Origin of the sequence: Pseudomonas sp. REP124 (genome assembly GCF_020164475.1) — a bacterium.
Taxonomy (GTDB): domain Bacteria; phylum Pseudomonadota; class Gammaproteobacteria; order Pseudomonadales; family Pseudomonadaceae; genus Aquipseudomonas.
The window spans coordinates 22,146-39,752 of sequence record NZ_JAIQWX010000006.1 but is presented as its reverse complement, the minus strand read 5'-3'; the positions used below and the strand labels follow the sequence as shown (position 1 = coordinate 39,752).

Sequence of the window (17,607 nt, the reverse complement as noted above, 5' to 3'; positions counted from 1 at the left end):
AACGCCCCGATTTTTGTCAGGGCGTGATTCTACCTGCTATTGGGCACCTAGAGCATGCGCGTGATGCCGCAAGTGATCTTCGATGAAACTGGCGATGAAGAAATAGCTGTGGTCGTAGCCCGGTTGCAGGCGCAACGTCAGCGGATGACCGGCCATTTTGGTCGCCTGTTGCAAGGCTTCGGGCTTGAGCTGAGTGGCGAGGAAATCGTCACGGTCCCCCTGATCCACCAGTAGCGGCAGCTTCTCATCCGCCTCGGCGATCAAGGCACAGGCATCCCACTCGCGCCATTTCGAACGGTCTTCGCCCAGGTAGCGGGAAAAGGCCTTTTGCCCCCAGGGGCAGTCCATCGGATTGTTGATCGGCGAGAACGCCGACACCGACAGATAACGCCCCGGATTGCGCAACGCACAGACCAACGCCCCGTGACCACCCATGGAGTGCCCGCTGATGCCGCGCTTGTCCGACGCAGGGAAATGCTCTTCGACCAGGGCCGGCAATTCCTGCACGACGTAATCATGCATCCGATAGTGACGCGACCAGGGTTCCTGAGTGGCATTGAGGTAGAACCCGGCGCCCAGGCCGAAGTCCCAGGCACCGTCCGGATCACCCGGCACGTCGGCACCGCGTGGACTGGTGTCCGGCGCGACGATGATCAATCCCAGCTCGGCCGCCACGCGCATTGCGCCGGCCTTCTGCATGAAGTTCTCATCGGTGCAGGTCAGGCCCGACAACCAATACAGCACCGGCAACTTGCCGCCCTGCTCCGCCTGCGGTGGCAGATACACGGCGAACACCATGTCGCAGCCGAGGGTTTCCGAGCGATGGCGATAACGCTTGTGCCAGCCACCGAAGCTTTTCTGGCAAGAAATATTTTCCAGAGTCATGGGAGTTCTCCCAGCGACAAGCCACGAGCCGCGAGCTGCAAGAAGGCGCACCCACTTGCAGCTTGCAGCTTGTAGCTCACAGCTGCTTCTTAGAAATGAATGACGGTACGGATGCTTTTGCCTTCGTGCATCAGGTCGAAAGCCTTGTTGATATCTTCCAGGCCCATGGTGTGGGTGATGAAGGTATCCAGAGGGATCTCGCCGGTTTCGGCCATTTCCACATAGCTTGGCAGCTCGGTACGACCGCGCACGCCACCGAAGGCCGAACCGCGCCATACGCGGCCGGTCACCAGCTGGAATGGACGGGTCGAGATTTCCTGGCCGGCACCGGCGACGCCGATGATCACCGACTCACCCCAGCCCTTGTGGCAGCACTCGAGCGCGGCACGCATCAGTTGCACGTTGCCGATGCATTCAAAGGAGAAGTCGACGCCGCCATCGGTCATGTCGACGATGACTTCCTGGATCGGACGATCGAAGTCTTTAGGGTTTACGCAGTCGGTTGCACCCAGCTGCTTGGCGATTTCGAATTTGGCCGGGTTGATGTCGATGGCGATGATGCGAGCCGCCTTGGCCTTGACTGCGCCGATCACCGCCGACAGGCCGATGCCGCCGAGACCGAAGATGGCCACGGTGTCACCCGGTTTCACCTTGGCGGTGTTCAGCACGGCGCCGATACCGGTGGTGACGCCACAGCCCAGCAGGCAGACTTTTTCCAGCGGTGCTTCCTTGGCGATCTTGGCCACGGAGATTTCCGGCAGCACGGTGTACTCGGAGAACGTCGAAGTACCCATGTAGTGGAAAATCGTCTCGCCCTTGTAGGAAAAACGCGAGGTGCCGTCCGGCATCAGACCCTTGCCCTGAGTGGCGCGAATCGCCTGGCACAGGTTGGTTTTGCCCGACAGACAGAATTTGCACTGGCGGCATTCAGGGGTGTACAGCGGAATCACATGATCGCCCACGGCGACGGAGGTTACGCCCTCACCGATCGCTTCGACGATCGCGCCGCCTTCGTGGCCGAGGATCGACGGGAAGATACCTTCCGGATCAGCACCGGACAGGGTGTAGGCGTCGGTATGGCAGACACCGGAAGCCACCACGCGCAGCAACACTTCACCGGCCTTGGGCATGGCGACATCGACTTCAACGATTTCCAGAGGTTTCTTGGCCTCGAAGGCAACGGCAGCGCGTGACTTGATCATGGTGCTTCTCCAGTGAATTAAAACGAGACAGGGAGTGTAATACGACGCCCTACAGTGAATAATCCGAGCGAAAGCAAAACATTATTGCTGTACAGGGATAATCACCGATGTCCGAAAGTCGCTGGGAAGGTATAGACGAGTTCGTCGCCGTCGCCGAATGCAGCCAGTTCACGGCGGCGGCCGAACAACTGGGGGTTTCTTCCTCCCACATCAGTCGACAAATCGCACGCCTTGAAGAGCGCTTGCAGACGCGACTGCTCTACCGCAGTACGCGTCGGGTCACCCTGACCGAAGCCGGGCAAACCTTCCTGCAACATTGCCAACGCTTGCAGGACGGTCGTGAAGAAGCTCTGCGAGCTGTCGGCGACTTGACCAGCGAACCCAAGGGCATGCTGCGCATGACCTGCGCCGTGGCCTACGGTGAGCGGTTCATCGTGCCGCTGGTAACGCGATTCATGGGGTTGTATCCACAGTTGCGAATCGACATTGAACTGAGCAATCGCCAACTGGACCTGGTGCACGAAGGCCTCGATCTGGCGATTCGTTTGGGGCGATTGCAGGACTCGCGACTGGTCGCCACGCGCCTGGCGCCACGACGCATGTATTTGTGTGCGTCGCCTTCCTACCTCGAGCGGTACGGTCGCCCACACAGTTTGTCGGAACTGAGCCGGCATAACTGCCTCATCGGCAGCTCGGACCAGTGGCAACTGGAACAGAACGGGCGGGAATTTTCGCAGCGGGTGCAGGGAAACTGGCGTTGCAACAGTGGGCAGGCGGTGCTGGATGCGGCCTTGCAGGGGGTCGGGTTGTGTCAGTTGCCGGACTATTACGTGCTGGAGCATCTGAAGAGCGGTGCTTTGATTTCGCTGCTTGAAGCTCATCAACCGCCTAATACGGCGGTTTGGGCGCTGTATCCGCAGCAGCGGCATCTGTCGCCGAAGGTGCGCAAGTTGGTGGATTATTTGAAAGAGGGGCTGGCCGAGCGGCCTGAATACAGGATCTTTTAGCGGCGGTTAGCCCAGCGCTGACGCAACCAGTCGAGATCCTCGGGTCGAGTGACCTTGAGGTTATCGGAGCGGCCTTCGATCAGACGCGGCGACTGCCCCGACCACTCCATGGCCGACGCTTCATCGGTAATCACCGCATCCGCCACCAGACTGTCCGCCAGCGCGCGATGCAAGGCACCGAGGCGGAACATCTGTGGCGTGTAGGCTTGCCAGATCACGCTGCGATCCACGGTCTCAACCACACGACCGTGCTTGTCGACCCGCTTGAGCGTGTCCCGCGCCGGCACCGCCAGCAGCCCGCCCACCGGATCATCGGCAAGCTCGGCCAGCAGGTGATCCAGATCGTCACGGCTCAGGTTCGGACGCGCCGCATCGTGCACCAGCACCCAATCATCATCGCCCGCGCCCTGCCCGTGCAGATGCAGCAGCGCATTGAGCACCGAACCGGAACGCTCGGCGCCGCCTTCGACACGGGCAATGCGCGGGTCGCTGGCGCAGGCCAGGTTCGGCCAGTAGGGATCATCGACAGCAAGACTGACCACCACGCCCTTGAGGCTTGGGTGATCAAGGAAACAGCCAAGGCTGTGTTCGAGAATTGTGCGCCCGCCCAGTTGCAAGTATTGCTTGGGACGGTCCGCGGCCATACGGGCACCGACGCCCGCGGCAGGAATCACGGCCCAGAAGGCCGGTAGAGACTGGTTCATTGTGCCAACTGGTAAAGGGTTTCACCGTCCTTGACCATGCCCAATTCATGGCGAGCCCGCTCTTCAACGGTCTCCATGCCCTTCTTCAACTCGCTGACTTCAGCGTCCATCACCCGATTGCGCTCCAGCAGCGCCTCGTTCTCGGCATGCTGATCCGCAATCTGCTGCGTCAGCTCGGCCACTTGCGCCAGGCTGCCATTACCCACCCACAGGCGGTACTGCAGGCCGGCCAGCAACAGAAGCAAGACGAGGAACAACCAATTGGGACTGCGCATCGAATATCAGGTATCCAGTGAAAAAAGACCGCCACACCAAAACATGAAGCTACTGACAGCACGAAGCCTGGAAGAACCAGGCTTGTGCTGATAAGGCATCAGATTAGTGGCAAAAACGTCGCCGTAGCGATTTTTCCGACACAATCTGTCGTCTTTTTTTCAGTCATCGATCAACCGCGGAACTCGGCACGACCGTTGTACTTGGCTTTGCCGTTCAACTGCTCTTCGATACGCAGCAGTTGGTTGTACTTGGAAACGCGGTCGGAACGGCACAGGGAGCCGGTCTTGATCTGGCCAGCCGAAGTACCGACAGCCAGGTCGGCAATGGTCGAATCTTCGGTTTCGCCCGAACGGTGCGAGATCACTGCGGTGTAACCGGCAGCCTTGGCCATCTGGATGGCTTCCAGGGTTTCGGTCAGGGTGCCGATCTGGTTGAACTTGATCAGGATCGAGTTGGCGATCTTCTTGTCGATGCCTTCTTTCAGGATCTTGGTGTTGGTCACGAACAGGTCGTCACCTACCAGTTGAGTCTTCTCGCCGATCTTGTCGGTGAGGATTTTCCAGCCAGCCCAGTCGGACTCGTCCAGACCGTCTTCGATGGAGATGATCGGGTAGCGCTCGGTCAGACCTTTGAGGTAATCAGCGAAACCTTCAGCGGTGAACACCTGGCCTTCGCCGGACAGGTTGTACTTGCCGTCTTCGTAGAATTCGCTCGCTGCGCAGTCCAGAGCCAGGGTCACGTCGGTGCCCAGCTTGTAACCGGCGTTGGCGACGGCTTCGGAGATCACTTTCAAAGCGTCTTCGTTGGAAGCCAGGTTAGGCGCGAAACCACCTTCGTCACCCACGGCAGTGTTCAGGCCACGGGCCTTCAGCACGGCTTTGAGGTGATGGAAGATTTCGGTGCCCATGCGCAGACCTTCGGAGAAGGACTTGGCGCCAACCGGCTGAACCATGAACTCCTGGATGTCGACGTTGTTGTCGGCGTGCTCGCCACCGTTGATGATGTTCATCATCGGAACCGGCATCGAGTAAACACCCGGGGTGCCGTTCAGGTTGGCAATGTGAGCGTACAGCGGCAGGTCCTGGTCCTGAGCTGCTGCCTTGGCCGCGGCCAGGGAAACGGCGAGGATCGCGTTGGCGCCCAGGGAGCCTTTGTTTTCAGTGCCGTCCAGCTTGATCATCGCCAGGTCCAGCGCTTTCTGGTCGCTTGGATCGGTACCTTTCAACAGATCACGGATCGGACCGTTGATGTTGGCAACGGCCTTGAGAACGCCCTTGCCCAGGTAACGGCTCTTGTCGCCATCACGCAGCTCGAGTGCTTCACGCGAGCCAGTGGAAGCACCGGACGGCGCGCAGGCGCTGCCGATGATGCCGTTATCGAGAAGCACGTCCGCTTCCACGGTGGGATTGCCACGGGAGTCGAGAACTTCACGACCTTTGATGTCGACGATTTTAGCCATTGTTGTAAACACTCCAAAGTTGACGAAAACGACGCAGCTAGAGGAAATCTTTTACCGTCGGCAAGTGGTGTGCAGCGGGGCAGACTTGCGGACGATAAGGCTCAGGCCCGAGGGCCTGAGCGTTAATCGTGCGGTACTTTACCGGAGAAATGAGGATTACGCGGTTTCTACCGTCGGAAAACTCTTAACCAGTTCGTCCAGGGCTTTGAGCTGGGCCAGGAATGGCTCCAGTTTGTCCAGACGCAAGGCGCAAGGACCATCGCACTTGGCGTTGTCCGGATCCGGGTGGGCTTCGAGGAACAGGCCGGCCAGGGACTGGCTCATGCCGGCTTTGGCAAGGTCGGTGACCTGTGCGCGGCGACCACCGGCGGAATCGGAGCGACCGCCCGGCATCTGCAGGGCGTGAGTCACATCGAAGAACACCGGGTATTCGAACTGCTTCATGATGCCGAAGCCCAGCATGTCGACCACGAGGTTGTTGTAGCCGAAGCTCGAACCGCGTTCGCAGAGGATCAACTGATCGTTACCCGCTTCCACGCACTTGTTCAGGATGTGTTTCATCTCCTGAGGGGCGAGGAACTGGGCTTTCTTGATGTTGATCACCGCACCGGTCTTCGCCATCGCGACCACGAGGTCGGTCTGGCGCGACAGGAAGGCCGGCAACTGGATGATGTCGCAGACTTCAGCGACGACCGCAGCCTGCTCAGGCTCGTGGACGTCGGTGATGATCGGCACGCCGAAGGCTTGCTTGATGTCCTGGAAAATCCGCATGCCCTCTTCCAGGCCGGGGCCACGGTAAGAAGTCACGGAGGAGCGGTTGGCCTTGTCGAAGCTGGCCTTGAACACGTAAGGGATACCCAGCTTCTGGGTAACCTTCACGTACTCTTCGCAGACCTGCATCGCCATGTCGCGGCTTTCCAGCACGTTCATGCCACCGAACAGCACCATTGGCTTGTCGTTGGCAATCTCGATGTCGCCTACGCGGATGATCTTCTGCGCCATCAGGTTTACGCCTTCTTCTGGTGTTGAGCCAAAGCAGCCTTGACGAAACCGCTGAACAGCGGGTGACCGTCGCGTGGCGTCGAGGTGAACTCAGGGTGGAACTGGCAAGCGACGAACCATGGGTGATCCGCAGCCTCGACCACTTCTACCAGCGCACCATCACCGGAACGGCCGGAAATTTTCAGGCCGGCTTCCATGATTTGTGGCAGCAGGTTGTTGTTCACTTCGTAACGGTGGCGATGACGCTCGACGATCACGTCCTTGCCGTAGCAGTCGTGAACTTTGGAGCCTGGTTCGAGCAGGCAGTCTTGCGCGCCAAGGCGCATGGTGCCGCCCAGATCGGAAGTTTCGGTACGGGTTTCGACCGCGCCGGTGGCGTCTTCCCACTCGGTGATCAGCCCCACGACCGGGTGGCCGCTGGCACGATCGAACTCGGTGGAGTTGGCGTCTTTCCAGCCCATGACGTTACGAGCGAACTCGATGACCGCCACTTGCATGCCCAGGCAGATACCCAGGTATGGAACCTTGTTTTCGCGAGCGTATTGAACGGCGGTGATCTTGCCTTCCACGCCACGCAGACCGAAGCCGCCCGGCACCAGAATCGCGTCGACACCTTCCAGCAGCGCGGTGCCCTGGTTTTCGATGTCTTCGGAATCGATGTAGCGCAGGTTGACCTTGGTGCGGTTGCTGATGCCGGCGTGACTCATCGCTTCGATCAGCGACTTGTAGGCGTCCAGCAGCTCCATGTACTTGCCGACCATGGCGATGGTGACTTCGTGCTCAGGATTGAGCTTGGCGTCGACCACGGCTTCCCACTCGGACAGATCGGCGCCGCCACATTGCAGGCCGAAGCGCTCGACGACGAAATCGTCCAGACCCTGCGAATGCAGGATGCCCGGGATCTTGTAGATGGTGTCGGCGTCTTCCAGACCGATCACCGCACGCTCTTCAACGTTCGTGAACTGCGCGATCTTGCGACGGGAGGACACGTCGATCGGGTGATCGGAGCGGCAAACCAGCACGTCAGGCTGCAGGCCAATGGAACGCAGTTCCTTGACCGAGTGCTGGGTTGGCTTGGTTTTGGTCTCGCCGGCGGTGGCTATGTACGGGACGAGCGTCAGGTGCATCAGCATCGCGCGCTTGGCGCCGACTTCGAAACGAAGTTGACGGATGGCTTCGAGGAACGGTTGCGACTCGATGTCACCCACGGTGCCACCGATCTCGACCATGGCCACGTCGGCATCGCCGGCGCCCTTGATGATGCGGCGCTTGATTTCGTCGGTGATGTGCGGAATCACCTGGATGGTTGCACCCAGATAGTCGCCACGGCGCTCTTTGCGCAGCACGTGCTCGTAGACGCGACCGGTGGTGAAGTTGTTGTTCTGGGTCATGGTCGTGCGGATGAACCGCTCGTAGTGGCCCAGGTCCAGGTCGGTCTCGGCGCCGTCATGGGTGACGAACACTTCGCCGTGCTGGAACGGGCTCATGGTGCCCGGGTCGACGTTGATGTACGGATCCAGCTTGAGCATGGTGACCTTAAGTCCCCGCGCCTCCAGGATGGCCGCCAATGATGCCGATGCAATGCCTTTCCCCAATGAAGAAACAACACCGCCCGTGACGAATATGTAGCGCGTCATGAAAAACCCTAGAAGTCTGCGTTAAAGCGGTCCGAGCCGCCCGGGAAAGCGAAGGAAGGCCGAAGCCCCCGATCACCTGCATTAATCACAGTGCACCTTTCAAAAAAACCGCCGCGTTGGGACAGACCGGGAGATGAAACTCCGGTTCGTTTTTCGCTACACATTTTTTGGAATCGCCCAGCAAAGACTGCTTGGTAATCGGCAACTCCTGCAATTCAGGCGAATCCACAGAAGTTGTATCAAGAAGGGAGCGTAGTCTACCGGAATGCCCCTTTCATCTCAAACCTTGATCTTCGACCGGTGGCTGCCAGTGCAAACGCCAGCTGCCCGAAGGACCGCCATCGAGCCCGTCGATATTGGCTACCGCCAGCAATTGCCCGCCCGCGAACAGCAGCGGCAATCTGCCGCGCACGAACAGCGGGACCGCGCTTTCATTGAGCAAACGCTTCAGATCACGGTGCCCGCGACCCGCCAGTTCCATCACCTCTCCCCCTTCACGATAGTGAATCTGCAGGGGGCCAGCGGGGATTTGGCCCGTGAGCGTGAGCACGCCATTGTCAGGTAATGTCAGGGTTTGCGAGGGATCGGGCCACCCCCCAACCGCCGGCGCTGCACGCAACCAGGCACCCGACAGCCACCAGATTCGCCCACCCGCGCGATGCAACTCGCCATCCGCCAGGCGCCAGATCGGCCGGGCATCGCCAGTGGCGTCGCGCAGACTTACCCAACCCGACCAATGGTCGCTGTCGGGCATGCGCGTGAGCGGCGCGAGCCAGTGACCGAGGGCATTGCGCTGACGAGCGGCGGAAAGTTTCTCCAGCGATGCCAGTTCAAGTGACGGCAAACCGAGCCAATCGAATTCACTTTGGGTACGCGCCTGGCTCAAGTCGATCTGCGCCAGCTCATCCAGCAGCCCCTGCGCCTCATGCAAATGCTCCGCACTGCGAGCCATGGTCGCCATCGCTTGCGGCCAGCGCGAGTTCAGCGCGGGGAACACCTGATGACGCAGGTAGTTGCGCGAAAACTGGTGATCCTGGTTGGAAGGGTCTTCGATCCAGCTCAACCGGTGCTCGGTGGCGTAGACCTCCAGCTCCGTTCGACTGACATCGAGCAATGGCCGCAAGAGATGACCACGACCCAGCGCACGCTGGCGTGGCATGCCCGACAACCCTCGCACCCCGGTACCACGCAGCAGGCGAAACAACAGGGTTTCCGCTTGATCATCGCGGTGCTGGCCGGTCAGCAGGACTTCGTCATTCTGCGTAGCCTCGCTGAATGCGGCATAACGCGCATCCCGAGCCGCCCGCTCAAGGCTGGCGCCGGGCCGAACCTGAACGCGAACGATCTGAATCGGCACACCCAAGCCATCACACACCGACTGGCAGTGCTGCGGCCACGCATCGGCCGCCGCCTGAAGGCCGTGATGGACATGGATGGCGCTCAGCGCCGGCAGGGATTCGGTTTTGGATAGATGTGCGAGCAGATGCAGCAGGACGGTGGAATCGAGACCACCGGAGAAGGCGATGCGCCAGGTGGTGGCGTTGCGCCAAGGGGCGAGATTCAGCAGAAGCCGGGCAGCAAGATCAATCTTTGACTGGCTCATGGCGATCCCTTTGCACAAATCAAATGTGGGAGCGGGCTTGCTCGCGAAGAGGGCATCACATTCAACATCATCGTTGACTGATGCACCGCTTTCGCGAGCAAGCCCGCTCCCACATGGATGAAGCGAGGTCTGCTTACAGGCCGTAGCTCATCAGACGCTCGTAACGACGATCCAGCAGCGCCTTGTGATCGAGCTTCTTGAGCATCGACAGTTGCGAGCTCAGTTCGGCACGGATCGAAGCTGCCGCAGTGGCCGGATCACGGTGTGCGCCGCCCAGAGGCTCGTTGATCACCTTGTCCACGATGCCCAGGCCTTTGAGGCGCTCGGCGGTGATGCCCATGGCTTCAGCGGCATCCGGTGCCTTTTCTGCGGTTTTCCACAGAATCGAGGCGCAACCTTCCGGCGAAATCACCGAGTAGGTCGAGTACTGCAGCATGTTCAGCTGATCGCAGACACCGATCGCCAGTGCGCCGCCGGAACCACCCTCACCAATAACGGTGGCGATGATCGGGGTTTTCAGGCGAGCCATGACGCGCAGGTTCCAGGCGATCGCTTCGCTCTGGTTGCGCTCTTCGGCGTCGATGCCCGGATAAGCTCCCGGGGTATCGATGAAGGTCAGGATCGGCATCTTGAAGCGTTCGGCCATTTCCATCAGGCGGCAAGCCTTGCGGTAGCCTTCCGGACGCGGCATGCCGAAGTTGCGGCGAACCTTTTCGCGCACTTCACGGCCTTTCTGGTGACCGATGACCATCACTGGCTGGTCTTCCAGGCGGGCGATACCGCCCACGATGGCGGCGTCGTCGGAGAAGTGACGGTCACCGTGCAACTCATCGAACTCGGTGAAGATGTGATCGATGTAGTCCAGGGTGTACGGGCGCTTGGGGTGGCGCGCCAGACGTGCGATCTGCCAGCTGGTCAGCTTGCCGAAGATGTCTTCGGTCAAGGTTTTGCTCTTGTCCTGCAGGCGGGAGATCTCATCGCCGATATTCAGCGAATTGTCATTACCGACCAAGCGCAACTCTTCGATCTTGGCTTGCAGGTCGGCGATCGGCTGTTCGAAATCCAGGAAATTCGGGTTCATAGGCGTCCGTCTTGGGTCGACGTCCAAGAGAGCTTGGGCCGGCCGGTTGTCTATTCGCGCCCTACCTTAAGGGAGAGGCGCGTTCAGGTCGAGATTAAAAATTCAGGTCACGCTCAGGGCAAACTGATAGCACTGACCGTTAACGGTATTGGAGGAAGACGTTGTCTCGCCCGAACTGGTCACGCAGGGCTTGAATCAACGCATCCGCCGGATCGATTCGCCAGCCCTCGCCGAACTGCAACAAGGCCTTCGCATCGGGGCTGGTGTATTCCATGGTGATCGGGCACGCACCGCGGTGACGCTTGAACAGGTCGCCCAACCAGCGTAGCTGATCGCCCTTGAGATCCTGAGTCTGAACCTTCAGACGCAGGCTTTCCGCCAGGTTGGTACGCGCATCCTCCATGCTCATCACCCGCTTGACCCGCAACCGCAGGCCGCCGGAGAAATCGTCGTTGCTGACTTCGCCTTCGACCACCACCATCGCATCGGTCTGCAACAGCGCCTGGGCCGAGTGGAACGCATCGGCAAACAGCGACGCCTCGATACGCCCGGAGCGGTCATCCAGGGTGATGAACCCCATCTTGTCGCCCTTTTTGTTCTTCATTACCCGCAAGGCGATGATCATGCCCGCAACAGTCTGGGTATCACGGGCAGGTTTCAGATCGATGATGCGCTGGCGCGCGAAACGGCGGATTTCACCTTCGTATTCGTCGATCGGGTGACCGGTCAGGTACAGGCCCAGGGTGTCTTTTTCACCCTTGAGCCGCTCCTTGAGGGTCAGTTCCCGGGCCTTGCGATGATTGGCGTAGACGTCGGAATCTTCTTCGACGAACAGGCCGCCAAACAGGTCGGCGTGACCACTGTCATGGGTCCTGGCAGTTTGCTCGGCCGCCTTGATGGCCTCTTCCAACGCCGTCAGCAGCACCGCGCGGTTAAGGTCGATATTGGCCTGATAGGCTTTCACTTCGTCATGGAAGTAAGGACCGAGACGATCCAGCGCACCGCTACGAATCAAACCGTCAAGCGTTCGCTTGTTCACACGTTTGAGGTCGACACGGGCGCAGAAGTCGAACAGATCCTTGAACGGACCGTCCTGGCGCGCCTCGGTGATGGCCTCGACCGGACCTTCGCCAACCCCCTTGATCGCACCCAGGCCGTAAATGATCCGGCCCTCGTCATTCACGGTGAACTTGAACTCCGACGCGTTCACATCCGGCGCGTCGAGGCGCAGTTTCATGCTGCGCACTTCCTCGATCAGGGTCACGACCTTGTCGGTGTTGTGCATATCCGCCGACAACACCGCCGCCATGAACGGCGCCGGGTGGTGGGTCTTGAGCCACGCGGTCTGATACGACACCAGGCCATAGGCGGCGGAGTGGGATTTGTTGAAGCCGTAACCTGCGAACTTCTCTACCAGGTCGAAAATGTTACCGGCCAGGTCCGCATCGATATTGTTGGTGGCGCAACCCTCAATGAAACCGCCGCGCTGCTTGGCCATTTCTTCGGGCTTTTTCTTACCCATCGCACGACGCAGCATGTCCGCACCGCCGAGGGTGTAGCCGGCCATGACCTGGGCGATCTGCATCACCTGTTCCTGGTACAGGATGATGCCGTAGGTCGGTGCCAGTACCGGCTTGAGGCCTTCGTACTGATAGTCCGAGTGCGGATACGCCAGCTCGGCGCGACCGTGCTTGCGGTTGATGAAGTCGTCCACCATGCCCGATTGCAGAGGGCCTGGACGGAACAGGGCCACCAGTGCGATGAGGTCTTCCAGGCAGTCGGGCTTGAGCTTCTTGATCAGCTCCTTCATGCCGCGCGATTCAAGCTGGAACACCGCCGTGGTTTCGGCTTTCTGCAGCAGATCGTAGGTTTTCTTGTCGTCGAGCGGGATGAAGTCGATGTTCAGATCATCCAGGCCTTGCTTGGCCTGCTCGCGGTTGATGGTCTCCATCGCCCACTTGATAATGGTCAGGGTCCGCAGACCCAGGAAGTCGAACTTCACCAGACCCGCGGCCTCGACGTCGTCCTTGTCGAACTGGGTCACCAGGCCGCCGCCCTCTTCATCACAGGCGATCGGCGAGAAGTCGGTGAGCTTGGTCGGGGCGATAACCACACCACCGGCGTGCTTACCGGTACCGCGGCAGACGCCCTCGAGCTTGAGCGCCATGTCCCAGATTTCCTTGGCGTCCTCGTCGACCTTGAGGAAATCGCGCAGGATCTCTTCCTGCTCGTAGGCTTTCTCCAGCGTCATGCCGACTTCGAAAGGAATCATCTTCGACAGACGATCGGCCAGGCCGTAGGACTTGCCCTGCACCCGCGCCACGTCGCGCACCACCGCTTTTGCGGCCATGGTGCCGAAGGTGATGATCTGGCTTACCGCGTTGCGGCCATACGCGTCGGCCACGTACTCGATCACCCGGTCGCGACCGTCCATGCAGAAGTCGACGTCGAAGTCGGGCATGGAAACCCGTTCCGGGTTGAGGAAACGTTCGAACAGCAGGTCATAGGCCAGCGGGTCGAGGTCGGTAATCTTCAGAACGTAGGCCACCAGGGAACCGGCACCCGATCCCCGGCCTGGGCCGACCGGCACGCCGTTGTTCTTGGCCCACTTGATGAAGTCCATAACGATCAGGAAGTAACCGGGGAACCCCATCTGGATGATGATATCCAGCTCGAACTTCAGGCGATCGAGGTAGACCTGGCGCTTCTCTTCATAATTCGGGGTCGTGTCCTTGGGCCACAACACCGCCAGACGCTCTTCCAGGCCTTCGTGGGAAACGTGACGCAGGTAATCGTCGATGCCCATGCCGTTGGGCGTAGGAAAGTCCGGCAGGAAGTGCGTGCCCAGCTTCACTTCGATGTTGCAGCGTTTGGCGATCTCGACGGTGTTTTCCAGCGCATCGGGGATGTCGCTGAACAGCTCGGCCATTTCCTCGGCACTTTTGAGGTATTGCTGATCGCTGTAATTCTTCGAACGCCGCGGATCGTCGAGAGCCCGCCCTTCACCGATGCAGACGCGGGTTTCGTGGGCGTCGAAATCGCTCTGCTTGATAAAGCGCACATCGTTGGTGGCGACCAGCGGCGCACCGAGCTTGTCAGCCAGGGCCACCGCGCCGTGCAGTTGCTCTTCATCGTTGACGCGGTTGGTACGCTGGATTTCCAGATAGAAGCGGTCGGCAAACACCGCCATCCACTCGCGCGCCAGGGTTTCGGCTTCGCCCGGGTTGCCGGCCAGCATCGCCATGCCGATCTCACCCTCTTTCGCGGCCGACAGCATGATCAAGCCTTCGTTGGCTTCTGCCACCCACTCACGCTCGACGATCACCAGGCCATTGCGTTGGCCTTCGATGAAGCCACGGGAGATCAGCTCGGTCAGATTGCGATAACCCAGAGGATTCATCACCAGCAGGCTGATCTTGCTCAGCGGCGCATCAGGGTCCTTGTTCGACAGCCACAGGTCGGCGCCGCAGATCGGCTTGATCCCGGCACCCATGGCGTTTTTATAGAACTTGACCAGGGAACACATGTTGTTCTGGTCGGTAACCGCAACGGCAGGCATGTTCATGCCGACCAGGGTCTTGACCAGCGGTTTGATCCGCACCAGACCGTCAACCAGGGAAAATTCAGTGTGCAGGCGCAGGTGAACGAATGAAGCCGGCATAGTGATCCTGTAAGTCATGAAAACAACAAGGCCCGGATTGTACCGGGCCTTGGTAGAAAAAATCAGCCTCGCGACTAGCGCTCGATGGCAATTTCCAACGCTTCATACGCCATCCGCACCGGGGCGAACGAGCGGCGGTGAATCGGCGTAGGTCCCAGGCGAGCCAGCGCTTCCAGATGAACGGGTGTCGGGTAGCCCTTGTGCCCGCCAATGCCGTAACCCGGGTAAATCAGCTCGAAAGCCGCCATTTCCCGGTCACGGCTGACCTTTGCCAGAATCGATGCCGCTGCGATGGCCGGCACCTTGGCATCGCCCTGCACCACGGCTTCGGCGCGCATCGGCAACTTCGGGCAACGATTGCCGTCAATCATCGCCAGTTTTGGCTGGATATGCAGGCCAGCCACTGCGCGCTGCATGGCCAGCATGGTGGCATGAAGAATGTTCAGCTCGTCGATCTCATCGACTTCCGCGCGGGCAATGCACCAGCTCAGGGCCTTTTCGCAAATTTCGTCGTAGAGCTTTTCGCGACGGGCTTCGGTGAGCTTCTTCGAGTCGTTCAGGCCGAGAATCGGACGGTTCGGATCGAGAATCACGGCAGCCGTGACGACTGCGCCGCAGAGCGGGCCGCGACCGACTTCATCGACACCGGCGACCAGCTCTTCAACTTCGGCGACCAGGGTGAAATCCAGCCCCATCTGCATGTTTGTTTTACTCATTGTTTCGGGCCGATCAGATTCAGTACCGCATCCGCTGCCTGATTGGAGGCATCGAGGCGCAGGGTACGGTGGATTTCGTCGAAGCCGCGGGTCTGCTCCTGACCGTCTTCGATCAGCGGCGAAAGGGTCTGCGCCAAAGCGTCGACCGTCGCGTCATCCTGCAGCAATTCGGGCACCAGCAGGCGCTGGGCCAGCAGGTTCGGCAAGGACACATAAGGGCTCTTCACCATGCGCTTGAGAATCCAGAACGTCAGCGGCGCCAGGCGATAGGCGACCACCATCGGACGCTTGTACAGCAAGGCTTCCAGCGTTGCAGTTCCGGACGCGATCAGCACGGCGTCGCAGGCCGCCAGGGCCAGATGGGATTTGCCGTCGAGCAAGGTCAGCGGCAGGTCACGACCGGCAAGCAGTTCTTCCAGCTGCGCACGGCGCTCGGGACTGGCGCAAGGCATGACGAAGCGCACGCCCGGGCGCATGGCCCGCAGGCGCTGCGCGGTATCGAGAAACAGCGCGCCAAGGCGACCGACTTCACCGCCACGACTGCCCGGCATCAACGCCACCAGCGGCCCGTCGGGCAGACCCAGCTCAGCTCGCGCAGCGGCGCGATCGGCTTCCAGCGGAATGGCATCGGCCAGGGAGTGCCCGACAAACCGCACCGGCACGCCCTTCTCTTCGTAGAATCTGGCTTCGAACGGGAACAACGTCAGCATCAGGTCGCAGCCCTCGCGAATCTTCAGCACACGCTTCTGCCGCCAGGCCCAGACTGACGGGCTGACGTAGTGCACGGTCTTAATTCCGGCCTGACGCAGTTTGAGTTCGATATTGAGGTTGAAGTCCGGGGCATCGATACCGATGAACACATCCGGCTTCGCTTCGATCAGGTCGGCCACCAGTTTCTTGCGGCGGGCCAGCAATTCGCGCAGGCGACCCAGCACTTCCACCAGGCCCATCACCGACAGGCGCTCCATCGGGAAGTAGGACTGCATGCCCTCTGCCTGCATCAGCGGGCCGCCGACACCGATGAATTCAATTCCAGGATGACGGGCCTTGAGCGCGCGCATGAGTCCGGCGCCGAGAATGTCGCCGGAAGCCTCACCCGCCACCAGCGCGATACGCAGATTGGCCATGATCAGCGGGTGATGCCGCGGGACGACGACTGGATGGAATCGCGGAATACCGCCACTTCCGGGAACTGGTTCGATGGCTCTACCAGCTCGGCGAGCGCCTGTTCAACGGTCAGCCCCTGGCGATAAACGACCTTGTAGGCGCGACGCAGGGCGTGAATGGCATCTTCGCTGAAACCACGGCGGCGCATGCCTTCGAAGTTCATGCTGCGGGCTTCTGCCGGGTTGCCGAACACCGTCACGTAGGCAGGGACGTCCTTGCCGATGGCGGTTCCCATGCCGGAAAAGCTGTGGGCGCCGATATGGCAATACTGGTGAACCAGGGTGAAACCGGACAGGATCGCCCAGTCATCCACATGCACATGGCCCGCCAGTGCGGTGTTGTTGACCAGGATGCAGTGGTTGCCGATGACGCTGTCATGACCGATGTGTGCGTAGGCCATGATCAGATTGTGATCGCCCAGGGTCGTTTCCGAACGGTCCTGGATGGTCCCGCGGTGAATGGTCACGCCTTCGCGAATGACGTTGTGGTCACCGATCACCAGGCGGGTTTCCTCGCCCTTGTACTTCAGGTCCGGCGTGTCCTCGCCTACCGAAGAGAACTGGTAGATGCGGTTGTGCTTACCGATGCGGGTCGGGCCCTTGAGAATCACGTGCGGCCCGATGACCGTCCCCTCGCCGATTTCCACACCTGCGCCGACGATCGACCACGGGCCGACCTCGACACCGTCAGCCAGGACGGCTGTCGGATCGATGATTGCGCGAGGGTCAATCAAACTCATAGTTTGCGTTCCGCACAGATGATCTCGGCGGAGCAGACCGGCTTGCCATCGACCGAGGCCTGGCACTCGAACTTCCAGATCTGGCGCTTGCAGCTGAGGAACTTGGCTTCAAGAATCAGCTGATCGCCCGGCAACACCGGCTGGCGGAAGCGCAGCTTGTCGGAACCAACGAAGTAGTAGAGGGTGCCATCGGCCGGCTTCACATCCAGCATTTTGAACCCAAGGATCCCGGCGGCCTGAGCCATCGCCTCGATGATCAGCACGCCCGGCATGATTGGATGCGCGGGGAAGTGACCATTGAAGAACGGTTCATTGATGCTGACATTCTTGTAGGCGCGAATGCGCTTCTCTTCCACATCCAGATCCACGACCCGATCCACCAGCAGGAACGGGTAACGGTGAGGCAGGTATTCGCGAATCTCGTTGATGTCCATCATTTCGGGGGGAAGCCTATGTAAAGATTGGGAG

Annotated in this window: 15 protein-coding genes; 1 reads left to right on the top strand and 14 read right to left on the bottom strand. The window is 60.2% G+C overall.

Annotation, left to right across the window (positions count from 1 at the left end; translation table 11 throughout):
- Positions 1 to 36: 36 nt before the first annotated feature.
- Together fghA and K9857_RS02870 are read right to left on the bottom strand one after the other, a co-directional pair.
- Positions 37 to 885, bottom strand: coding sequence for an S-formylglutathione hydrolase (gene fghA, locus K9857_RS02875; protein ID WP_224533398.1), 849 nt, complete (start codon positions 883 to 885; stop codon positions 37 to 39).
- A gap of 89 nt (positions 886 to 974) precedes the next feature.
- Positions 975 to 2,087, bottom strand: coding sequence for an S-(hydroxymethyl)glutathione dehydrogenase/class III alcohol dehydrogenase (locus K9857_RS02870; RefSeq protein ID WP_047526341.1), 1,113 nt, complete (start codon positions 2,085 to 2,087; stop codon positions 975 to 977).
- Between the two features lie 107 nt (positions 2,088 to 2,194).
- On the opposite strand from K9857_RS02870, the gene K9857_RS02865 reads away from it, so the two are divergent.
- A complete protein-coding gene (locus K9857_RS02865; RefSeq protein WP_224533397.1) occupies positions 2,195 to 3,094 on the top strand; it encodes a LysR substrate-binding domain-containing protein in 900 nt (299 codons plus the stop codon).
- On the opposite strand, the gene ispD is transcribed toward K9857_RS02865, so the two are convergent.
- From ispD to fabZ, 12 genes are all read right to left on the bottom strand, one after another.
- Entirely contained in the window at positions 3,091 to 3,798 is a 708-nt protein-coding gene (gene ispD / locus K9857_RS02860) for a 2-C-methyl-D-erythritol 4-phosphate cytidylyltransferase (RefSeq protein ID WP_224533396.1), read from the bottom strand. The two genes, K9857_RS02865 and ispD, sit on opposite strands and share 4 nt — an antisense overlap.
- The gene (gene ftsB, locus K9857_RS02855; protein WP_175375052.1) at positions 3,795 to 4,073 is read right to left on the bottom strand and encodes a cell division protein FtsB; all 279 of its coding nucleotides are present in this window, start codon (positions 4,071 to 4,073) and stop codon (positions 3,795 to 3,797) included. The genes ispD and ftsB overlap by 4 nt, the downstream gene beginning before the upstream one ends.
- Positions 4,074 to 4,243: 170 nt before the next feature.
- Positions 4,244 to 5,533 carry a phosphopyruvate hydratase gene (gene eno / locus K9857_RS02850; protein ID WP_224533395.1) on the bottom strand — a complete coding sequence of 430 codons (1,290 nt, stop codon included), beginning with the start codon at positions 5,531 to 5,533 and terminating at the stop codon, positions 4,244 to 4,246.
- A 156-nt stretch (positions 5,534 to 5,689) separates the two neighbouring features.
- Positions 5,690 to 6,535 (bottom strand): 3-deoxy-8-phosphooctulonate synthase, encoded by an 846-nt coding sequence (gene kdsA, locus K9857_RS02845; protein ID WP_224533394.1) that lies wholly within the window; start codon positions 6,533 to 6,535, stop codon positions 5,690 to 5,692.
- A gap of 5 nt (positions 6,536 to 6,540) precedes the next feature.
- The gene (locus K9857_RS02840; protein ID WP_224533393.1) at positions 6,541 to 8,172 is read right to left on the bottom strand and encodes a CTP synthase; all 1,632 of its coding nucleotides are present in this window, start codon (positions 8,170 to 8,172) and stop codon (positions 6,541 to 6,543) included.
- 274 nt (positions 8,173 to 8,446) lie between these two features.
- Positions 8,447 to 9,775 (bottom strand): tRNA lysidine(34) synthetase TilS, encoded by a 1,329-nt coding sequence (gene tilS / locus K9857_RS02835; protein WP_224533392.1) that lies wholly within the window; start codon positions 9,773 to 9,775, stop codon positions 8,447 to 8,449.
- A gap of 133 nt (positions 9,776 to 9,908) precedes the next feature.
- The gene (locus K9857_RS02830; protein ID WP_224533391.1) at positions 9,909 to 10,856 is read right to left on the bottom strand and encodes an acetyl-CoA carboxylase carboxyltransferase subunit alpha; all 948 of its coding nucleotides are present in this window, start codon (positions 10,854 to 10,856) and stop codon (positions 9,909 to 9,911) included.
- Between the two features lie 139 nt (positions 10,857 to 10,995).
- The gene (gene dnaE / locus K9857_RS02825) at positions 10,996 to 14,517 is read right to left on the bottom strand and encodes a DNA polymerase III subunit alpha (protein WP_224533390.1); all 3,522 of its coding nucleotides are present in this window, start codon (positions 14,515 to 14,517) and stop codon (positions 10,996 to 10,998) included.
- 74 nt (positions 14,518 to 14,591) lie between these two features.
- Positions 14,592 to 15,218, bottom strand: a complete 627-nt coding sequence (gene rnhB / locus K9857_RS02820; protein ID WP_224533439.1) for a ribonuclease HII — start codon at positions 15,216 to 15,218, stop codon at positions 14,592 to 14,594.
- Positions 15,219 to 15,229: 11 nt separating this feature from the next.
- Positions 15,230 to 16,360, bottom strand: a complete 1,131-nt coding sequence (gene lpxB, locus K9857_RS02815) for a lipid-A-disaccharide synthase (RefSeq protein ID WP_224533389.1) — start codon at positions 16,358 to 16,360, stop codon at positions 15,230 to 15,232.
- A gap of 2 nt (positions 16,361 to 16,362) precedes the next feature.
- A complete protein-coding gene (lpxA, locus tag K9857_RS02810; protein WP_175375060.1) occupies positions 16,363 to 17,139 on the bottom strand; it encodes an acyl-ACP--UDP-N-acetylglucosamine O-acyltransferase in 777 nt (258 codons plus the stop codon).
- Complete coding sequence (gene fabZ, locus K9857_RS02805; protein WP_224533388.1) at positions 17,136 to 17,576, bottom strand: 3-hydroxyacyl-ACP dehydratase FabZ; 441 nt, start codon at positions 17,574 to 17,576, stop codon at positions 17,136 to 17,138. Before fabZ ends, lpxA begins: the two co-directional genes overlap by 4 nt.
- Between the last annotated feature and the right edge of the window lie 31 nt (positions 17,577 to 17,607).